This is a genomic window from Kribbella sp. NPDC031520 (assembly GCF_055580825.1).
On record NZ_JBVIKS010000001.1, the window covers coordinates 317,149 to 334,267 of the forward strand.

Sequence of the window (17,119 nt, forward strand, 5' to 3'; positions counted from 1 at the left end):
TAATGATCATCGGGCCTAGGTAACAGGTTGTTACGCCGATCACGCTGGGTGTTTTTAATCTAAACGACCTAAACACCTGGTTACCAAGTTGCGAACTCAACCAAGCAGGGCGTCGTACCAGCCCGCCAGCGGGGCCGCCGCGAACACCGCCAGCAGGACGCCGCCGATCATGAACGGCCCGAACGGGAGCGCGGACTTCCGCCCGCCACGCCCGAAGGCCAGCACCCCGACGCCGACGATCGCCCCGAGCACAAACGCAGCGAAGGCGCCGACAAGGAACGCCTGCCACGACAGAAACGCCAGCACACCGCCGACGAGACCAGACAGCTTGACGTCTCCCCACCCCATACCGGCCGGATACGCCAGCACGAGCGCCAAGTAGAACGCGAACAACACCGCTCCGCCGATCACAGCCCGGCCGAGCGCCCACCAGTCGTGCTCCCACACCGAAGCACCGGCCAGCAAAGCCAACACGACCGGGTACGACGGCACCACAATCGCATTCGGCAACCGCCGTACGTCGAGATCGATCAACGCCAGCGCTATACCTGCACCGGTGAACCACAGGTACGCCGGAAGCGCCGCCGTCCCTCCGACGCGCAGGGCGACCCCAGCGAACAGCAATCCGGTCGCCAGTTCCACCAGCGGATACCGCACGCTGATCGGCAACCTGCAGTCCGCACACCGCCCCCGCAGCACCACCCACCCGACCACAGGAACGTTATGCCGCCCCCGCACCGGCCGCCCGCACCGCGGACAATGCGACCCCGGCCTGACCACCGACTCCCCCCGCGGCACCCGATACACCACCACGTTCAAGAACGACCCGACGGCCAGCCCCAGCAGCCCGGCGAGGACCGCGACGTACGCACTCACCCTGGCCTGGACCAACTGAGCACGGTCACCTGTCGGTGGCCGGGACTCGGTGCCATCGGATTGCTGTCCACCAACGCAACCTTCGACCGCAACACCGGCGAGCCACCTGTCGAGCAAGGCCCGGCACCAGAGCAGATGTATGCCGACAGATAGAGACTGAACACAAACCCGGGCGAGTCATCAGGTACCTCGATGACCACCCCGCCGTACGAGAAGCTGCCGGTCTCCTTGATCCACAGCGATCTGGAGATCACGCCGAACCGGAAGACCTGCTCGGCCGCGTTGTTGAGCGTGACGTCAAGCGCGGCCTTCGGCGCGTACGTCGTGCCTTGGACGTAGAACTGGTTGCCGGCGTTGTTCGGCGTCGAGACAAGAGCGCAGCTCACGCTGCCCACGCCGGTGTACGGTCCGGTGCTGACGCAACCGCTGCCTGCGCGGAAACCGGGCGGGGTGAAGGTCAACTCCAGTTGGAGCGCGTCGACAGCCAGCGTGTCGTTCTTGTTCGGATTGCTCAGGGTCGGGCTGAAGTCGAGCGTCGCGCCAGTGAAGGTGCCTTTGTAGACAGCATCCGCGATCGCGCCCGTTCGAGCGGGGTCGAGCGGAATCACGTCCGTACGCAAGGCTCCGCTGTTGGTCGGCACGCTGATCGAGCCTCCGACCGTCAGGCTGGACGGCTTGACCTTCAGCGTGACCGCGAAGTCCTCCCTCGACGTGGGATCGGTGTGACTGTGGACGATCTTGACCTGGGCGGATTGCAGGACCGATCCTTCCGGAATGGCGCTCGGTGGGACGAACCCGTCGACCGTCAGCGTGGTCGAATCGCCCTTCGTCTTGGTCGTCCAGGGCGCGGTCGTGTTGTCGATGTTGGAGATGACCGCAGGATCCACGGCGCCGAACCCGCCCCCTCGGGTGACCGTGGCCAACTTGAGGGCATTCGTGCCGCTCCACGCGGTCGTGGTCTCCGATCCGGATGACAACCCGTAGAGGGCGACAGGAGCCACGTTCGAGTCGTAGGTCCCGCACAGCTCGGCTTGCGCGGACTTGACGGCGAACTGACTCTCGCCGCCGAAGATGAACTGCACGCCGATCGCGCTCGGGTTGTTGATCGGGTTGTCACACGAGCCTGGAATGGTGGGCCGCACCGGCGGCGACGAGATCATCGCGCCGGCGGAGTTCACCGGAGTCCCGGCAACCAGATAGCCGTTGTCGACTGTCCAGACGTCGTTACCGGACGAGTTCAGCATCGGGTTGGCGTTGGTCCCGGCGTTGTGGAAATCGAAGTAGTACACGCCGGTCGCCACGGGCTTGCCACTGCCGTCGTACACGGGTGGGAACCAGAACGTGCTGCCTTTGCAACGGCTGCTGCTGCTCATCATGTCCGACAGACCGAAGGCGTCGTCGTAGTACCCCGGCTCGAACCTGATCACCGAGTTCGGCGTGGTGCACGCCGGGAGCTTGCGGTGTGGCAGATCGGCGATCGTCGCCTTGGGCGCATATCCGGGGTCGTCACCGAGAGGGTTGTTCGCGCTGCCGATGTTGCAGGACGGCGCCGGAACCGCCTGGATCGTGCCGGCGCAGCTGCCCCGGGCCCAGGCGTTGGCGTTGGTGTTCAGCGCGCCGTTGACGACGTTGATGTTCGAGTTGGAGAAGACGTTGCCGTGGACCCGGAACGTCGAGCCGGTCGGTTGCTGGATGTTCAGGCCGTCCTCGCCGGCGATGTTGCCGAGCGTGAGGATGGCGTTGCTCGGGCGGTTGCAGTGGCCCAGTGACTCACAGTGGATCAGGACCTGCTTGGGGTCGGCCGTGCAGGTTACGGCGGCCGAGTTGGACCCGTAGAAGTTGCTGAGCTGAAGGGTGTCGCTGGAGCCGAAGCAGTTTTGGCCGGCGTTGTGGTTGTAGTTGCTGTTGCGGAGGTTGTTGATCGCGGCCTGCATGGCGCCGTCGGCTTTGTAGGTGTCGGCAACCTGGGAACGAAGGCCGACCGTCGTACGGACGCTGGTGTCGGACAGAGTGAGTAGCGCGGACAGGCTGAGTGCGATGACGGTGATCACGATCAGGACGAGGACGAGGGCGGCGCCCTCCTCGCCACGAGCGCGGGCGAAACGGCTCCTCATTGCTGCCTCCGCTGGCCTTGGAGAGTGATCGGGTAGTCGCCGACGGATGCCCTGGTGACCTGGAACGTCATCGTGATCTCGTCCGGTACGGTGGCGAGTTCGCACGCGCTCGAGCAGGTCACGGACACACTGCCCGGCTTGACGTTGTGTGCGAGTACGACATCGGTCCCCGTGGTCGACGGGCCGAGGCACTTGATCCGGTGCAGCTCGCTGACCGCGCCTACCGGCTTCAGGTAGTAGGCGACCACGTTCGTCGCCGCGTCCTTCATGGACACGTTCGGGTCCCAGGCGTCCGAGAGCAGCCTGACGACAGCTGCTGGAGTACCCGACGACCCACACGTGTATCCGCCTGCGTTGTAAGCGGCGTTCAGCTGCACGGAGGGCTTGAACGGCACCTCGTTCGAGTTGATGTTGGCCCAGTCCCGCAGACCGAGCTCGGCGATGTCGCGGGCGAAGTACGACGAGCTGATCTGGCTGTCGTGCGACAGCTCGAGCCTATCGGCCGTGTCGGTGGTGTTGCGGAAGGCGCCGATCACCACATTCGCCAGCGGAACGGTGATGACCGCGAGAATCGCCACGGCAACCAGCAGCTCGACCAGTGTGAATCCCGCCTCCGTACGGCGTCGGCGGGTCAGCATGACGTGTCCAGTCCGCACGGTTTCCGCAGTACGACGTTCACGCGCTCGGTAGCGCGGCCGTCGTTGCTGGCGACCTGGATCGTCAACTGCTGCAGGCCGCTGTCGGTGGCGCAGCTTGTCGTCCAGGCGCTGCCCGTCCAGTAGCGCATCGAGCCGGTCACAACGGATGCGGCGTAGCCCGATGGCGCGGCGAAGGCCGGCGTCAAGGCGTCCGGCTTGTAGGAGGCGGACGTCGCACACGCGACGTAGTGCTCGGCGGCCACCGAGGTCTGGATCGCTTCGGCGTAGTCGCGGACCGCCGTCCCTGCGGTGGCTTCCTTGCGATGGACGTCCGAGATCAGCACGCTCGTCACCAGGCCGGCCATGATCGCGACCACTGCGATGCCCATGATGGCTACCGCGATCAGGAGTTCGAGTAGCGATTCGCCCTGCTCTCCGCGGGGCCGGGTCATGTTTGGACCTGGCGGAAGATGCCGTACATGGCGGAGACCAGGGCTACCGCGACGAAGCCGACGATGACGCCCATGACGATGATGACGAGGGGTTCGAAGAGGCCGATGAGTTTCTTGAGTTTGTAGTCGAGCTCGCCCTCGTAGTACTGGGCTGTCACCTCGAGCTGGGTGTCGAGCGTTCCGGTGTCCTCGCCGACGCGCATCATCTGCGCTGCCGTCTTGGGGAACAGTTTGGTCGCGGCAAGTGGACGGGCGAGGCCCTCCCCCTCCAGCAGTGCCTCGCCCGCCACGCCGAGGGAACGCCTGAACACCAGGTTCGGCAGTGAGCCGGTGGCGACCCGGAGGGCCTCTGGGAGTTGCACACCCGCACCTACCATCGACGACAGGATGCGGCAGAAGCGTTCGACCAGTGCGAACTGGATGGTGTTGCCGAGCACTGGCAGCGCGAGGAACAGCCGGTCGCGCAGGTAGCGGCCGCCATGGGTCTGAAGGACGCCGAGAACCAGCAGAGCGAGTACGACGAAGCCCCCGCCGACCGCCCACCACCACGCGGTGAAGAAGTCCGTGACCGCGAGCAGCATCCGGGTCGGTAGCGGCAGCGTCGCGTGCAGGCTGGCGAAGAAGTCCTTGAACCGCGGCAGTACGAAGGCCGACAGCACGACGACTGTGACCAGCGACATGATCGCGACGATCGTCGGGTAGATCATGGCCTGCTTGATCTTTCGCCGTGCCTCCAGGTCGCGTTCGAGGTACTTCGCCAGTTGCCCGAGTACCGTGTCCAGCTGCCCGCTCAACTCGGCCGAGCGGAGGATGCCCCGGTAGAACTCGGGGAAGATCTTCGGGTGCCGGTCGAAGCAGTCCGAGAGCTTCTCACCACCCCGCAGGCCGTGCTCGACCTCGTTCATCATCCGTCGTACCGAGGCGTTGTCCGCTTCCTCGCCGAGGGAGTGCACGGCGTCGATCAGCGGCAGGCCGGCCTTGATGAAGGCGCCCAGCTGGCGCGACAGGTGCATGACCTCCTCGCGCTTGACGCGGCGCGGAGTGACCTCCAACTGCAGGATGCTGCGCTTCTCGGTGACCCGGATGTCGCGCAGTTCACGTTCGTAGAGCGCCAGCTCGGCGTCTTCACGACTCTCCGCCTTGGTGGTGCCCTTGGCCACCTGGCCGTTCGGGGCGACCGCGACGTACGCGTATCTGGTCATCGGTCAGCTCCCGACCATGTAGATGGATCGCATGACCTCGCCGATGGTGGTGACGCCCTGTTCGACCAGGCGGACACCTTCCTCGGTCAGCGTGCGCATGCCCTCGTAACGTGCGGCTTTGCGGATCTCGTCGTGTGACGCGCGGTCCACGACGAGCTCGCGGATGGTGTCGGACACGGGCATCAGTTCGTACACACCGGTCCGCTCCAGGAACCCGGTGTGCGCACAGAAGTTGCAGCCGGCACCACGGACGAAGCCGTCGACCGGGCTGCCTCCACCCGCGGTGGCAAGGAACGCGAGCTCCTCGGCCTTCGGTTCGTAGTACTCGCGGCAGTTCGTGCAGACCCGCCGTACCAGGCGCTGGGAGACCACCGCGGTCACCGAGGAGGCGATCAGGAAGGTCTCGATCCCCATGTCCAGCAGGCGATGCAGCGCGGTCGCCGCGTCGGTCGCGTGCAGCGACGAGAGTACGAAGTGCCCGGTCAGAGCGGACTGTACGGCGATCCGCGCGGTCTCGACATCCCGTACCTCGCCGACCAGGATCACGTCCGGGTCCTGCCGCAGGATCGACCGCAGACCACCGGCGAACGTGATACCGGCCGCCTCGTTGATCTGGATCTGGTTGATCGAGTCGAAGGTGTACTCCACCGGGTCCTCGATCGTCATGATGTTGCGTTCCGGGCTGTTGATCTCGCCGAGCGACCCGTACAGCGTCGTGGTCTTGCCGCTGCCCGTCGGCCCGGCGCAGATGACCATGCCGTACGGCGCCCTCAGCAGGCTCGAGTACGTCGCAGCCATCTGGTTCGGCATCCCGAGTTGCTCGAGCCGGAAGAGCGGGCGGCTCTTGTCGAGCAACCGGAGCACCACTTTCTCGCCGCCGACCACGGACGTCGTGGAGACCCGGATGTCAACCGGCCGGCCTTCGACGTCCATGCTGATCTGGCCGTCCTGCGGCCGGCGGCGCTCGACGATGTTGAGGTCGGACAGGATCTTGATCCGGCTGACCACCGCCGGACCGATCGACCCGGGCAGTTCGAGTACGTCGTGTAGCGCGCCGTCGATGCGGTACCGGACCCGGACACGGTCGCCGTGCGGTTCGATGTGCACGTCCGAGGCGCGGTCGCGCAGCGCCTGGGTGATCACCAGCTGCACAACTTGGACCACGGGTGCGTCGTCGCTGGCGCCCGGTGCGTCGTCGCGGAGGTCCCTGCGGACCGCGTCACGAGCCTCGAAGACCTTGACCCGGTCGTCGATCCCGGTCAGCGCGCGGTACGCCGTACCGATCGCGTGCAGGATGTCCGTCGGCGCCGCAAGCTTGAGGCTCAGCTGCCGACCCAGCGCGGTTCGTAGTTCCGCGGCGACGGACGGGTCGGCGACCGCGACGGTGACTACGTCGTCGCGGAACTCGAGAGGTACGGCGACCAGGTTGCGCGCGGTCTGTTCGTCGAGCAATGTTGCCGCGGCGGGATCCGGGCTGACGCTGCGCAGGTCGACCAGTTCCAGGTCGTACTGCTCGGCCAGGTGACGGGCGCGGGTGCGCTCGATGTGCAGGTCCTGCTCGGTCGCGGCCGGGAGAACCTCGGCCCGCGGTGGCGTCGCGGCGTGCCGGGGCTCGGGCTGGTTGGGTTTGCGGAGCTTCATGCCGGCACCCCCGCCCGCAGCCGCGGCCGCGCCTCGATGTCCTTCGGGTAGAGGCTGCGCGCGACCGCATCGTCGTACGTGACGACGCCGTTCTGCACCAGCGTCGACAGGGACTGCTCCAAGGTGAGCATGCCGTCGCGCTGGCCGGTGACGACCGAGTTCCGCAGTTGGTGGGTCTTGCCTTCCTTGATCAGGTTGCGGATGGCGGCGTCGGCAACCATCACTTCGTACGCGGCGATCAGGCCGCCGCCGATCCGCGGGATCAGCCGTTGGTACACGACACCGGTCAGAGCCGCCGCGAGCTGGACCCGGACCTGGGCCTGCTGCTCCCCTGGGAAGACGTCGACGATGCGGGCGAGGGACTGCGCGGTGTCGTTGGTGTGCAGCGTCGCGAACACCAGGTGGCCGGTCTCGGCGATCGTGAGGGCGAAGCGGATCGACTCCAGGTCGCGCATCTCACCGACGAGTAGTACGTCGGGATCCTCGCGGAGCGCCGAGCGCAGTGCGTCGGGGAAGCTCGCGGTGTCGCTGCCGACCTCGCGCTGGTTGACCGCGGACAGCTTGTGGTCGTGGACGTACTCGATCGGGTCCTCGATCGTGATGATGTGGCAGGCGCGCTCGGTGTTGATCTTGCCGATGATCGCGGCCAAGGTGGTCGACTTGCCGGAGCCTGTCGGCCCTGTGACCAGGACCAGGCCCTGGTGTTTGCGGGCGAAGTCGTACAGGACGGGCGGCAGGCCGAGTTCGTCCATCGTCGGGATCTGGCGCGGGATCATCCGGAGTGCCACCGCGGTGTCGCCGCGCTGGGTGAACGCGTTGCCGCGGATCCGGGCCTCATCGCGCCAGGAGAACGAGAAGTCGTGTTCGTGCTTGGTGTTCCACTCCGCGGTCTGCTCGGCGGTCAGTACCTCGCCCAGCAGGCTGTCGGTGTCGTCGCGAGTCAGGGCGTCCAGGCCGTGTACGCCGTGCAGGCGGCCGTGGACGCGGATCTGCGGTGGCAAGCCCGCGGTCAGCAGCAAGTCCGTGCCGCCCGCTTTCCAAAGCTCTTCGAGCAGCAGGTCAACCCGGCTGCCACGAGCAAGACTGATCATGGTGCTCTCCAGGTAGTGAAGGAAACGTGCATGGAACCGGTGGGGAAGGGCCTTGGGGACCCCCTCCCCACCGGAGTTCAGACGATCAGCCGGCGACGCAGCCGGCCGGAACGCCGGCCTTCATGGTCAGAGAGCCGTCGGTGGCGCTTGCGCTGAGGACGTACTCCGGCGTGCCGGGCCGCAGCAGTCCGTTGGTCACGAGCCCCGCGAGGTCGGTGTACGCCCCCGGAGTGGTCTTGGCGAAGTTGGCCTCCTCGGCCACCGCGATGGTCTTGACCTCTTCCTTGCAGGCGGCGAGATCACCACGGTCGGTGATGCCCCTGACAGCGAAGACGACGATGCCGGAGAGGACGCCGAGGATGACGATGACGATCAGGAGTTCGATCAGGGTGAAGCCGGACTGGTTCTTGCGGGCTTTGTGGAGTCGGTTGAGCATGATGGGTTTCTCTTTCTGTACAAAGGGTTTGATGGTTTTGCGGTGGTGCTACGCGGAGGGCGGGTCGCGGCTGCACCTCCCGTCGGTTGCGGCCAGGGCGTCGGCCAGGTCGTGAATGCCGACGCTGACGGGGTGGTCGGGGTAGCCGAGGGTGATCGGTTCGCCGCGGTTGATCGAGGCGGGTACGTCGGTCCAGTTGGGGAGTTGAACGCTGATCGGGCTGCGGAGCAGCTGGTCCACGTCGGCGGCGGTGAGGCCGGCGCGGTTGTCGCAGCGGTTGACGACGACCGACCGTGCGCTCGCGTCGTACAGCAGGTCGAGGACGTCGAGGGTCAGTCGCAGGTTCTTCAGCGACGGCCGCTCCGGCGTCGCGACCAGTACCTGGTGGTCGGCCGCGTCGAGCGCAGCCAGTACCAATGCGTCGAATCGTGCCGGGGTGTCGACGACCACGTAGTCGTAGACATCCGGCAGCACCTCCAGCAGCTCGTCGATGAGCGTGTGCGGGATCTGCGCCGCGGCTCCTGGCCCGGTAGGGGCGAGAAGACAGTCGAAGTTCGGGCGGAACGGCGTCATCAGGCCGGTTGTGTGCTCGGCGGTCAGAGCGCCCGCCCATTGGACGGCGTCGGACAGGCCGCGCTCGGCGCGGAGGCCGAGTACGCACGCGACGTCACCGAACTGCAGGTCCAGGTCGACGAGACAAACGCGCCGGGTGCCGAGGGCGCACAAGGTGACGGCGAGATTCGTGGCGACGGTCGTCTTTCCGCAGCCGCCCTTGGCTGCAAAGACCGTGATGACGCGTCCCCTCGACATTTCCCCACCCCCGGCGCCACTCTCTGTCACCGCTCTCCGCGATGACACTGCCTAAAGAGTGGTGTTCACCGGGAAATCGTCACAGCGGGTGAACGGATGACAGACCAGATCGTTCGGGTGACGTCCCGTCAGCCGAACGGCCGACAGACGGACCTCCCGCAATCAAGCAAGCTGAGTCGCCGGCATCTGATAGGGGCTCGCGCAGCTCCGGGCGAACGGGGGAAGCATGTCCAACGAGAACGCAGGTCCAGACGGCCGGCCACCACATCCACCCGGACCAGGCAAGCCGGTCGCATCGAGGACGCGGGCCGGATTCACAGCCCCGCAAGGCGCGGTCGGTCCCGTGCCACAGGGCGGCCCTGGAGTCGGTCCGGGGTTCAGTATGGACGGCAGGTGGTGGTGGAACGGAGCCGGCTGGGCCCCGACCATGCCTCCCCAGCCGCAGTACGTGAGGATCGTCCCGCCGTCCCTGGGTGAGCAGGCCGCCAAGGCCCTCCTGGTGGTCGTCCTGGGCGGCATCGTGCTGATGATCGTCGTCGTAGCCGTGTCAGTTGCCTCGGGCCACTGAGTCCGCTCGTCGGAGCGAGGATTGACACTGTGGTGACAGCGGAAGAAAGCCCCATCTGGCGGTGGTATCAACGTGCCGCAATAACCTTCGCCATTGGGGGCGGCATTGTGATGCTTGCGCTCGCGGCCATCGTTCACAACGATTCGGCGATCGCGCTGGTCGTCCTTGGCGGTGGCTGGCTGGCGATCGGCGTCCTGGCTGTGCTCGTCGGTCGGAACCAGGCACGGACCGTGCGCCTGGAAGGTGACTCGGTGGTTTTCGCGTCGCGGAAGATGGTGTCGGTGCCGGTCGCCGACATCACGGAAATACGTAGACAACGCACAGATTTCAATCGGATGGGCCCGGTCCTTTTCATGACGTCGACACACGGGACCGTGCGTACATCCGGTCGAATGCGCGGGCTCATCGAGCTGGTGGTCGAGATTCGGCGCGCCAATCCCCGCGTCAGGCTCGGCGATCTTTGACTTCGTCTGTCCGTTCTAAGGTTTGAGCCGCCATCTCTGCGAAGCCGGTTGATTGAGCCTCGAGACTGTAAAGCCCCGGTCTTTCAAAGCATCGAGGATGTCGTCGATCCGGTAGGTTCCGAAGTAGTATTCGCGACCGTCTGGCCGCCGTAACCCTACTCCGCGGAAAAGCATCGACCGGATCGGGAAGGCTTCGGTCAGATCGGTTGGCTTCGCGCTGAGAGTTTCCACGCGCAACAGTCGAGGGAGTGGGCCGCGGAGCCGCAGTTCGACGTACCTGTCGTCCAGGATGAGTTCGGCGAACGGTCCCGACGCGTTGACTCGCCATCCGCCGGTGCTGGGCACGTTCCCTCCCCCGATCCAACGTCGCCGAGAACGTTCCCCGCCGACCATGTCGTCGTTCTTCATGCGGTTCCTTTGATGGGGAGGGGCTCTGGTCGGTTGGCGTCAGCCGAGGGCGGTGTGGAGGCGGAGGGCTACCTGGATGTCCAGGGCTCGCTCTGGTGACTGCCAGCCGTCGCCGAGGAGGGCGGTGATGCGGTCGAGGCGTTGTTGGACGGTGTTCGGGTGGATGTGGAGGGAGGTTGCGGCACGGGTTGGGCTCTGGCCGGCGGCGAAGTACGCCTGCAGAGTGCCGATGAGGTCGGTGCCGCGTTGGGTGTCGTAGTCGAGCACCTGGCCGAGTACGTGCTGCATGTGGGTGTGTACGTCGACCTCGGACGCGCCGACGAGTCCTGCGACACCTAGGTCGTCGGGAGTCGCTGCCTCACCTGTACGCCCCAGCCGGACCATCGTGGTGACCAGCCGCGCCGCCTGGCGGTGTGCCTCCACCAGCGGCTCTCCCCACGCCGCAGGGCCTGTCACTGCGACGGTGACACCAGTACGTTTCGCCAACTCGGACAGGTCCCGCGCAGCGGACACGGACTTCGTACGGGCGAACAGCAGCACCAAGTCCCCGCCGTACGGACCAGATAGCACCAGTCGGTCCTCCAACGGAGCAGACAGCCGCGCACGTACGCCGGAGTGGTCGCCGCGGCAGACTGCAACGACAAGACGGTCATGCCGGTGCTGTGGCGCGAGCAAACGGAGTCGATCGGTCAGGGTGCGCGGGTCGGTGCTTCCACTCAGTACGTCGGCCAGTAGATCCGCCTGTGCACGTTGGGATTGCTCAGCGGCCTGTCGCCGGAAGAGGAGCACCAGCGCTGTGACAACAGCCGCGCGCTCCACAATGCGTTGGTCAGCACCGGACAGGTCGTCTGCACCACCAATGACCAGTGCGCCGAGCCTTTCTCCTTTGGCCGTCGCTGCCACGACCCAGCAGTCACCGCTGCGAGTCAAACGACCAGACACCGACTCCTGCCACGGGACTGAGGTAACAGGGACCTGTCCGGCATTGGCCAGCTCGTTGCCGCTGGCATCGACTAGTACGACCCACACGTCCAGCAGCTCGGCCAACGCGGCGGCGATGGCGTCTACATCTCCACCGGACAAGACGATCTCAGCGAAACGGTCGTGCGCGGCAGCTGCGTGCTCCACGCCCGCATGCGCCGCGGAGAGCTGCTCCAGGGCCGCCGCGGTCTCCGCAGCCGCTCGCACCTGGACGATCGTCACAGCGGCCAACGCAGCGAGTGAACCGAGCAGTGACACCTCATCACGGCTGAACGGCCTACGTGTCCGATTGGAGGCAAACAGCACGCCGACAAACGCCCCGTCCACCACAAGCGGTGTACCGCAGATTGCTACGAGCCCCTCCTCGCCGACAGCGTCGTCGATCGGCAGGGTGTGCCGGAAACGCCGGTCCGACGGGTAGTCCGCGGTCCAGTACGGCTTGTACGTTTCTGCGACCAGTCCGCCCAGCCCCGCGCCCAGGGGCAGCCGCAGCTGCTGGAACGCTGCCGACACGGAGCCGTCCGTAGCCCGCATGTAGGTGTCGCCGCGGGTCTCGTCGTACAGGGTCAGGTAGGCGACGTCCGTACCGACAAGAGTGCGGGCACGGTGGACGATGGTGTGCAGCACGCTGCCCGGGTCGCGCACAGACGCCAGCTCCCGCGCTACGTCGACCAAGGCCGACAGCTCGGCCTCACGCTTCTTGCTGGCGTCCATGCCGGCCCGGATGCGCAGGGCAAGGTCGCGTGCCACCGCGTCCTCGCCCGCCGCCCGGGCCAGCTCGCTCCCGGGCGCATCCTCGGCCAGCAGGCGCAGGAGCTCCTCCATGAGCTACAGAGTAGTGAGGTCCCGGCGATGCGTTTCGGAGTACGACGTGACCGCGACGATCGAGATGACCGCGCAGACCGCGACGTAGACGGCGATGGCGTACCCGGAGTCGTACGTCTTGAGCAGGGCGACTGCGATGAACGGGGCCAGGCCGCCCGCGATGATCGACGCAAGCTGGTACCCCACAGAGACACCTGAGTACCGCACCCGCGTCCCGAACAGCTCCGTGAAGAAGGACGCCTGCGGTCCGTACATCGCACCGTGCAGCACCAGGCCGACCGTCACAGCGAGAGCCGCGAGAGCGAAGTTCTTCGTGTTTACCAGCGTGATGAACACGAAGCCCCAGACGCCGACACCGACCGCACCGATCAAGTACACAGGCCGCCGGCCGATGCGGTCCGACAGAGCACCCCACAGCGGGATCGCGAAGAAGTGGATTGCCGCACCGATCAGTACTGCGTTCAGTGCGAAGGACTTCCCCATCCCGAGGTGCTCCTTGGCGTACGTCGCGATCACGATCGTGAAGATGTAGTAGCTGACGTTCTCCGCCATCCGTGCGCCCATCGCCGTCAGCACCTCGCGCGGGTATCGCGTGAGCACCTCAAGCAACGGCATCTTGTCAGCCGGCTCTCGCTTGGCCTGTGCCTGCTTGAACACCGGGGACTCCTCGATCCGCAGCCGCACCCACAGACCCACCAGGACGAGTACTGCGGACAGGAGGAACGGAATGCGCCAGCCCCACCGATTGAAGTCAGCGTCCGACTGGAACGCAGCCAGCCCGGCCAGTACGCCGTTCGCAATCAGCTGGCCCGCCGGAGCACCCGCTTGCGGCCAGGAGGCCCAGAAACCGCGCCGTGCCGGATCACCATGCTCCGACACGATCAGTACGGCCCCGCCCCACTCCCCGCCCAGTGCGAACCCCTGGATGAGCCGCAGTACGGTCAACAGGACCGGGGCGAGTGCACCGACCTGTGCGTACGTCGGGAGCAACCCGATGGCGAACGTGGCGAGCCCCATCATCAGCAGAGACAGCACCAGCAGCTGCTTGCGGCCCAAGCGGTCGCCGAAGTGCCCGAACACCACACCGCCGATAGGGCGTGCGAAGAAGCCGACCGCGAAGGTGGCGAAGCTCAGCAGCGTTCCCGTGAGCTGCTCGCCCTTCGGGAAGAACAGGTCGCCGAACACCACCGATGCGGCGACCCCGTACAGGAAGAAGTCGTACCACTCGACCGTCGTACCGACGAGGCTCGCGCCGACCACCCGGACGATCGACGTACGTGTCTGGACTGGTTGTGTTGCCGTCATGGCGGGCTCCTGAGTGTGCTCGGTGGTGGGTGTGGTTCGAGTGATTACGGTGTTCAGGTGCGTGCATCGGCGTGCTCGGGGAGCGTCCTCGATGCGGAGCATCGTGGACGCTCGCCGAGTGCGGCGAGGTGCGTGCCTGGGCGCCGTAAGCGCCGAAGCACACCCACCACCGAGCACTAGTGGGCGGTCCAGCCGCCGTCGAGTACGAACGAGCTCCCCGTGATGGAGGCGGACGCGGGGCCGCACAGCACGGCCACGAGCTCCGCCACTTCGGCCGGTTCGATCAGCCGCTTCACCGCGACCGGCTCGAGCAGGACCTTGTCCAGCACCTCTGACTCGGACAGGCCGTGGGTCGCGGCCTGGTCCGCCAGCTGCGCGGTGACGAGCGGCGTACGCACGTACGCGGGGTTCACGCAGTTGCTGGTCACTCCGTGCGCCGCACCCTCCAGTGCGACGACCTTGCTGAGGCCTTCCAGCCCGTGCTTCGCAGCGACGTACGCCGCCTTGAACGGGCTGGCCCTGAGCCCGTGGACCGAGCTGATGTTGACGACGCGGCCCCAGCCGGCGCCGTACATGTGTGGCAGCGTCTGGCGGATCAGCCGGAACGGAGCCTCCAGCATGAGCCGGATGAGGTAGCTGAAGCGCTCCGGCGGGAACTGCTCGACCGGCGCGACCTGCTGCACGCCTGCGTTGTTCACGAGGATGTCTACGTCAGCAGGAAGCTCCTGCAGACGCTCCAGGTCGGACAGGTCGGCTACTACCGTCTCGACACCCTCCAGAGCGTCCAGACCGGCCTGGTCGAGGTCGACTGCCACCACATGGACGCCGTCTGCTGCCAGGCGCTGGGCGCACGCGGCGCCGATACCGGACGCTGCACCGGTGACGAGGGCTCGACGAGTCTCCATGGCGGACGACTGTAGGAATCAGGCTCTGCCGCGACTATGTGATCGGACCACATATCCGCAAGCTTTCAGGTGGGAGTGAGCGCCACTTATCCACAACCGGGGCTGTCACGTCAGCGCGCCACGATCGCTGGATCTATTGTTGAAACATGGTCGATATCGAACAGCCGAAACAGAAGGCCGTCGGCGTGCCCGCCGTGCTGTCGTCCTTCAAGTTCGGCCTCCGCGAGCTGGGAGCGGTCCGTACCGGCCGCGTCTTCCTGAAGATGAACCAGGACCGCGGGTTCGACTGCCCCTCCTGCGCCTGGCCGGACCCGGAGCACAAGCACACCGCGGAGTTCTGCGAGAACGGCGCGAAGGCGGTGGCCTGGGAGGCGACCCGGAAACGGGTACCGCGGGAGTTCTTCGCGTCCACCTCGGTCGCGGCGATGGACCGGATCCCCGAGTTCGACCTCGGCAAGCTCGGCCGGATCACCGAGCCGATGCTGCTCCGGGCCGGCGCCACGCACTACGAGCCGGTCGGCTGGGACGAGGCGTTCCAGGTCGTCGCCCGGCACCTGAAGGCCCTCGCCGACCCGAACGACGCCGTCTTCTACACCTCCGGCCGGACCAGCAACGAGGCCGCGTTCCTGTACCAGCTGTTCGTCCGGGCGTACGGGACGAACAACCTGCCCGACTGCTCGAACATGTGCCACGAGTCCTCCGGAACCGCGCTGTCGAAGGTGATCGGCAGCGGTAAGGGCGCGGTCACACTGAAGATGCTCGAGGAGTCCGAGCTGATCGTGATCGTCGGGCAGAACCCGGGTACCAACGCGCCCCGGATGCTCACCCACCTCGAGATCGCCAAGCGCAACGGCGCCTCGATCGTCTCGGTCAACCCGCTGCCCGAGCCCGGCCTGATGCGGTTCATGAACCCGCAGAAGCCGCGCGGCCTGGTCGGCAAGGGAACCCAACTCGCCGACCAGCACCTGGGCATCCGGATCGGCGGCGACCAGGCACTGTTCCTTGCCCTCGGCCACCTTTTGCTCGAGGCCGAGGCGGCGAACCCCGGCACCGTGCTGGACAAGTCGTTCATCGGGTCGCACACCAGCGGCTTCGACCTGTACGCCAAACACAACGCCGAGGTCGACTGGCCGGCCGTCGAGCAGGCGACGGGGCTGCGGCGCTCCGAGATCGAGGAGCTCGCACAACGGTTCATCAAGTCGAAGGCGACCGTGGTGTGCTGGGCGATGGGGCTGACGCAGCACCGCGAGGCGGTCGCGACGATCAGCGAGATCGTCAATGTGCTGCTCCTGCAGGGCAACATCGGCAAGCCGGGCGCCGGCCCCTGCCCGGTGCGCGGCCACTCGAACGTCCAGGGCGACCGCAGCATGGGGATCTGGGAGAAGATGCCCGACGCGTTCCTGGACAAGCTTGATCGCGAGTTCTCGTTCACCTCTCCGCGCGCACACGGTGTTGATGCGGCGGCGACGGTCAAGCGGTTACGGGACGAGGATGTCAAGGTGTTCTTCGCGATGGGCGGGAACTTCGCGTCCGCGACGCCGGACACCGAGGTCGTGCATCGCGGACTGCGGGCGTGCGACCTGACCGTGCACGTGTCGACCAAGCTGAACCGGTCGCACACGATCACCGGTCGCGAGGCGCTGATCCTGCCCACGCTCGGGCGTACGGACCACGATCACACCGCGGCGGGGCCGCAGTCGGTGTCGGTCGAGGACTCACAAGGCGCCGTACACCTGTCGAAGGGGAACCTGATCCCGCCGGCGCCGGAGCTGAAGTCCGAGATCGGGATCGTGTGCGGGCTGGCGCAGGCCGTCGTACCGGATGTCGGGTTGATTCCGTGGGCAGACTTTGCCGACGACTACAGCCTGATCCGGCAGCGGATCGGGCGGGTCGCGGACGGGTACGAGAACTACGAGGACCGGTTGCGGGACGGTGACGGCAAGTTCCTGCTGGCGCATGCGGCGCGGGACAAGCGCGAGTTCAAGACGTCGGACGCGCGGGCGCAATTCACGGCGAACGACCTGACTTGGTTGCCTACGGCCCCTGGTCGGTTGTTGCTGCAGACGTTGCGCAGCCACGACCAGTTCAACACCACGATCTACGGGTTGGAGGATCGGTATCGCGGGGTGCATGGGACGCGTGAAGTTGTGTTCGTGCATCCGGATGATCTCGCGGAGCTCGGTCTGGAGGACGGTCAGTACGTCGACATCGTGAGCGAGTTCCAGGGGGTCGAGCGGCGGGCTTCGCACTTCCGGCTGGTGTCCTATCCGACGGCTCGTGGGTGCGTGGCGGCGTACTACCCCGAGACCAACGTGCTGATGTCGGCCGACGACCTCGCGAAGGGCAGCAACACGCCTGTTGCCAAAGGCCTGACAGTCAGGCTGGAGCCGCGCAGCTGAGGGC

16 protein-coding genes are annotated in these 17,119 nt (G+C 66.5%); 3 read left to right on the forward strand and 13 right to left on the reverse strand.

Annotated elements, in window-relative coordinates; translation table 11 throughout:
• Positions 1–96 precede the first annotated feature (96 nt).
• From ACZ5BU_RS01485 to ACZ5BU_RS01525, 9 genes are all read right to left on the reverse strand, one after another.
• Positions 97–876, reverse strand: a complete 780-nt coding sequence (locus ACZ5BU_RS01485; protein WP_465696690.1) for a prepilin peptidase — start codon at positions 874–876, stop codon at positions 97–99.
• Complete coding sequence (locus ACZ5BU_RS01490; RefSeq protein WP_465694673.1) at positions 873–2,990, reverse strand: hypothetical protein; 2,118 nt, start codon at positions 2,988–2,990, stop codon at positions 873–875. The genes ACZ5BU_RS01485 and ACZ5BU_RS01490 overlap by 4 nt, the downstream gene beginning before the upstream one ends.
• Positions 2,987–3,628, reverse strand: coding sequence for a PulJ/GspJ family protein (locus tag ACZ5BU_RS01495; protein WP_465694675.1), 642 nt, complete (start codon positions 3,626–3,628; stop codon positions 2,987–2,989). Before ACZ5BU_RS01495 ends, ACZ5BU_RS01490 begins: the two co-directional genes overlap by 4 nt.
• Positions 3,622–4,080 (reverse strand): type IV pilus modification PilV family protein, encoded by a 459-nt coding sequence (locus ACZ5BU_RS01500; RefSeq protein ID WP_465694676.1) that lies wholly within the window; start codon positions 4,078–4,080, stop codon positions 3,622–3,624. The genes ACZ5BU_RS01495 and ACZ5BU_RS01500 overlap by 7 nt, the downstream gene beginning before the upstream one ends.
• On the reverse strand, positions 4,077–5,282 hold the full coding sequence (locus ACZ5BU_RS01505) for a type II secretion system F family protein (RefSeq protein ID WP_465694677.1): 1,206 nt from the start codon (positions 5,280–5,282) through the stop codon (positions 4,077–4,079). The genes ACZ5BU_RS01500 and ACZ5BU_RS01505 overlap by 4 nt, the downstream gene beginning before the upstream one ends.
• 3 nt (positions 5,283–5,285) lie before the next feature.
• Positions 5,286–6,923, reverse strand: a complete 1,638-nt coding sequence (locus ACZ5BU_RS01510; RefSeq protein ID WP_465694679.1) for a GspE/PulE family protein — start codon at positions 6,921–6,923, stop codon at positions 5,286–5,288.
• Complete coding sequence (locus tag ACZ5BU_RS01515) at positions 6,920–8,014, reverse strand: type IV pilus twitching motility protein PilT (RefSeq protein ID WP_465694680.1); 1,095 nt, start codon at positions 8,012–8,014, stop codon at positions 6,920–6,922. The genes ACZ5BU_RS01510 and ACZ5BU_RS01515 overlap by 4 nt, the downstream gene beginning before the upstream one ends.
• Positions 8,015–8,099: 85 nt before the next feature.
• The gene (locus tag ACZ5BU_RS01520) at positions 8,100–8,450 is read right to left on the reverse strand and encodes a type IV pilin protein (RefSeq protein WP_465694681.1); all 351 of its coding nucleotides are present in this window, start codon (positions 8,448–8,450) and stop codon (positions 8,100–8,102) included.
• A 48-nt stretch (positions 8,451–8,498) separates the two neighbouring features.
• Positions 8,499–9,260, reverse strand: coding sequence for an AAA family ATPase (locus ACZ5BU_RS01525; RefSeq protein ID WP_465694683.1), 762 nt, complete (start codon positions 9,258–9,260; stop codon positions 8,499–8,501).
• 382 nt (positions 9,261–9,642) lie between these two features.
• Here ACZ5BU_RS01525 and ACZ5BU_RS01530 point away from each other — a divergent pair, with 382 nt between their 5' ends.
• Both ACZ5BU_RS01530 and ACZ5BU_RS01535 read left to right on the forward strand, forming a co-directional pair.
• Positions 9,643–9,828 (forward strand): hypothetical protein, encoded by a 186-nt coding sequence (locus tag ACZ5BU_RS01530; protein ID WP_465694684.1) that lies wholly within the window; start codon positions 9,643–9,645, stop codon positions 9,826–9,828.
• Between the two features lie 29 nt (positions 9,829–9,857).
• Entirely contained in the window at positions 9,858–10,292 is a 435-nt protein-coding gene (locus tag ACZ5BU_RS01535; protein WP_465694686.1) for a hypothetical protein, read from the forward strand.
• Between the two features lie 15 nt (positions 10,293–10,307).
• On the opposite strand, the gene ACZ5BU_RS01540 is transcribed toward ACZ5BU_RS01535, so the two are convergent.
• The 4 genes from ACZ5BU_RS01540 to ACZ5BU_RS01555 form a co-directional block, all read right to left on the reverse strand.
• Positions 10,308–10,700 carry a hypothetical protein gene (locus ACZ5BU_RS01540; RefSeq protein ID WP_465694687.1) on the reverse strand — a complete coding sequence of 131 codons (393 nt, stop codon included), beginning with the start codon at positions 10,698–10,700 and terminating at the stop codon, positions 10,308–10,310.
• Positions 10,701–10,739: 39 nt separating this feature from the next.
• Positions 10,740–12,506 (reverse strand): helix-turn-helix domain-containing protein, encoded by a 1,767-nt coding sequence (locus ACZ5BU_RS01545; protein WP_465694688.1) that lies wholly within the window; start codon positions 12,504–12,506, stop codon positions 10,740–10,742.
• 3 nt (positions 12,507–12,509) lie between these two features.
• Positions 12,510–13,811 (reverse strand): MFS transporter, encoded by a 1,302-nt coding sequence (locus tag ACZ5BU_RS01550; protein WP_465694690.1) that lies wholly within the window; start codon positions 13,809–13,811, stop codon positions 12,510–12,512.
• 176 nt (positions 13,812–13,987) lie between these two features.
• Positions 13,988–14,716 carry a 3-hydroxybutyrate dehydrogenase gene (locus ACZ5BU_RS01555; protein WP_465694691.1) on the reverse strand — a complete coding sequence of 243 codons (729 nt, stop codon included), beginning with the start codon at positions 14,714–14,716 and terminating at the stop codon, positions 13,988–13,990.
• A gap of 146 nt (positions 14,717–14,862) precedes the next feature.
• On the opposite strand from ACZ5BU_RS01555, the gene ACZ5BU_RS01560 reads away from it, so the two are divergent.
• A complete protein-coding gene (locus ACZ5BU_RS01560; RefSeq protein WP_465694693.1) occupies positions 14,863–17,115 on the forward strand; it encodes an FdhF/YdeP family oxidoreductase in 2,253 nt (750 codons plus the stop codon).
• Positions 17,116–17,119: the final 4 nt, after the last annotated feature.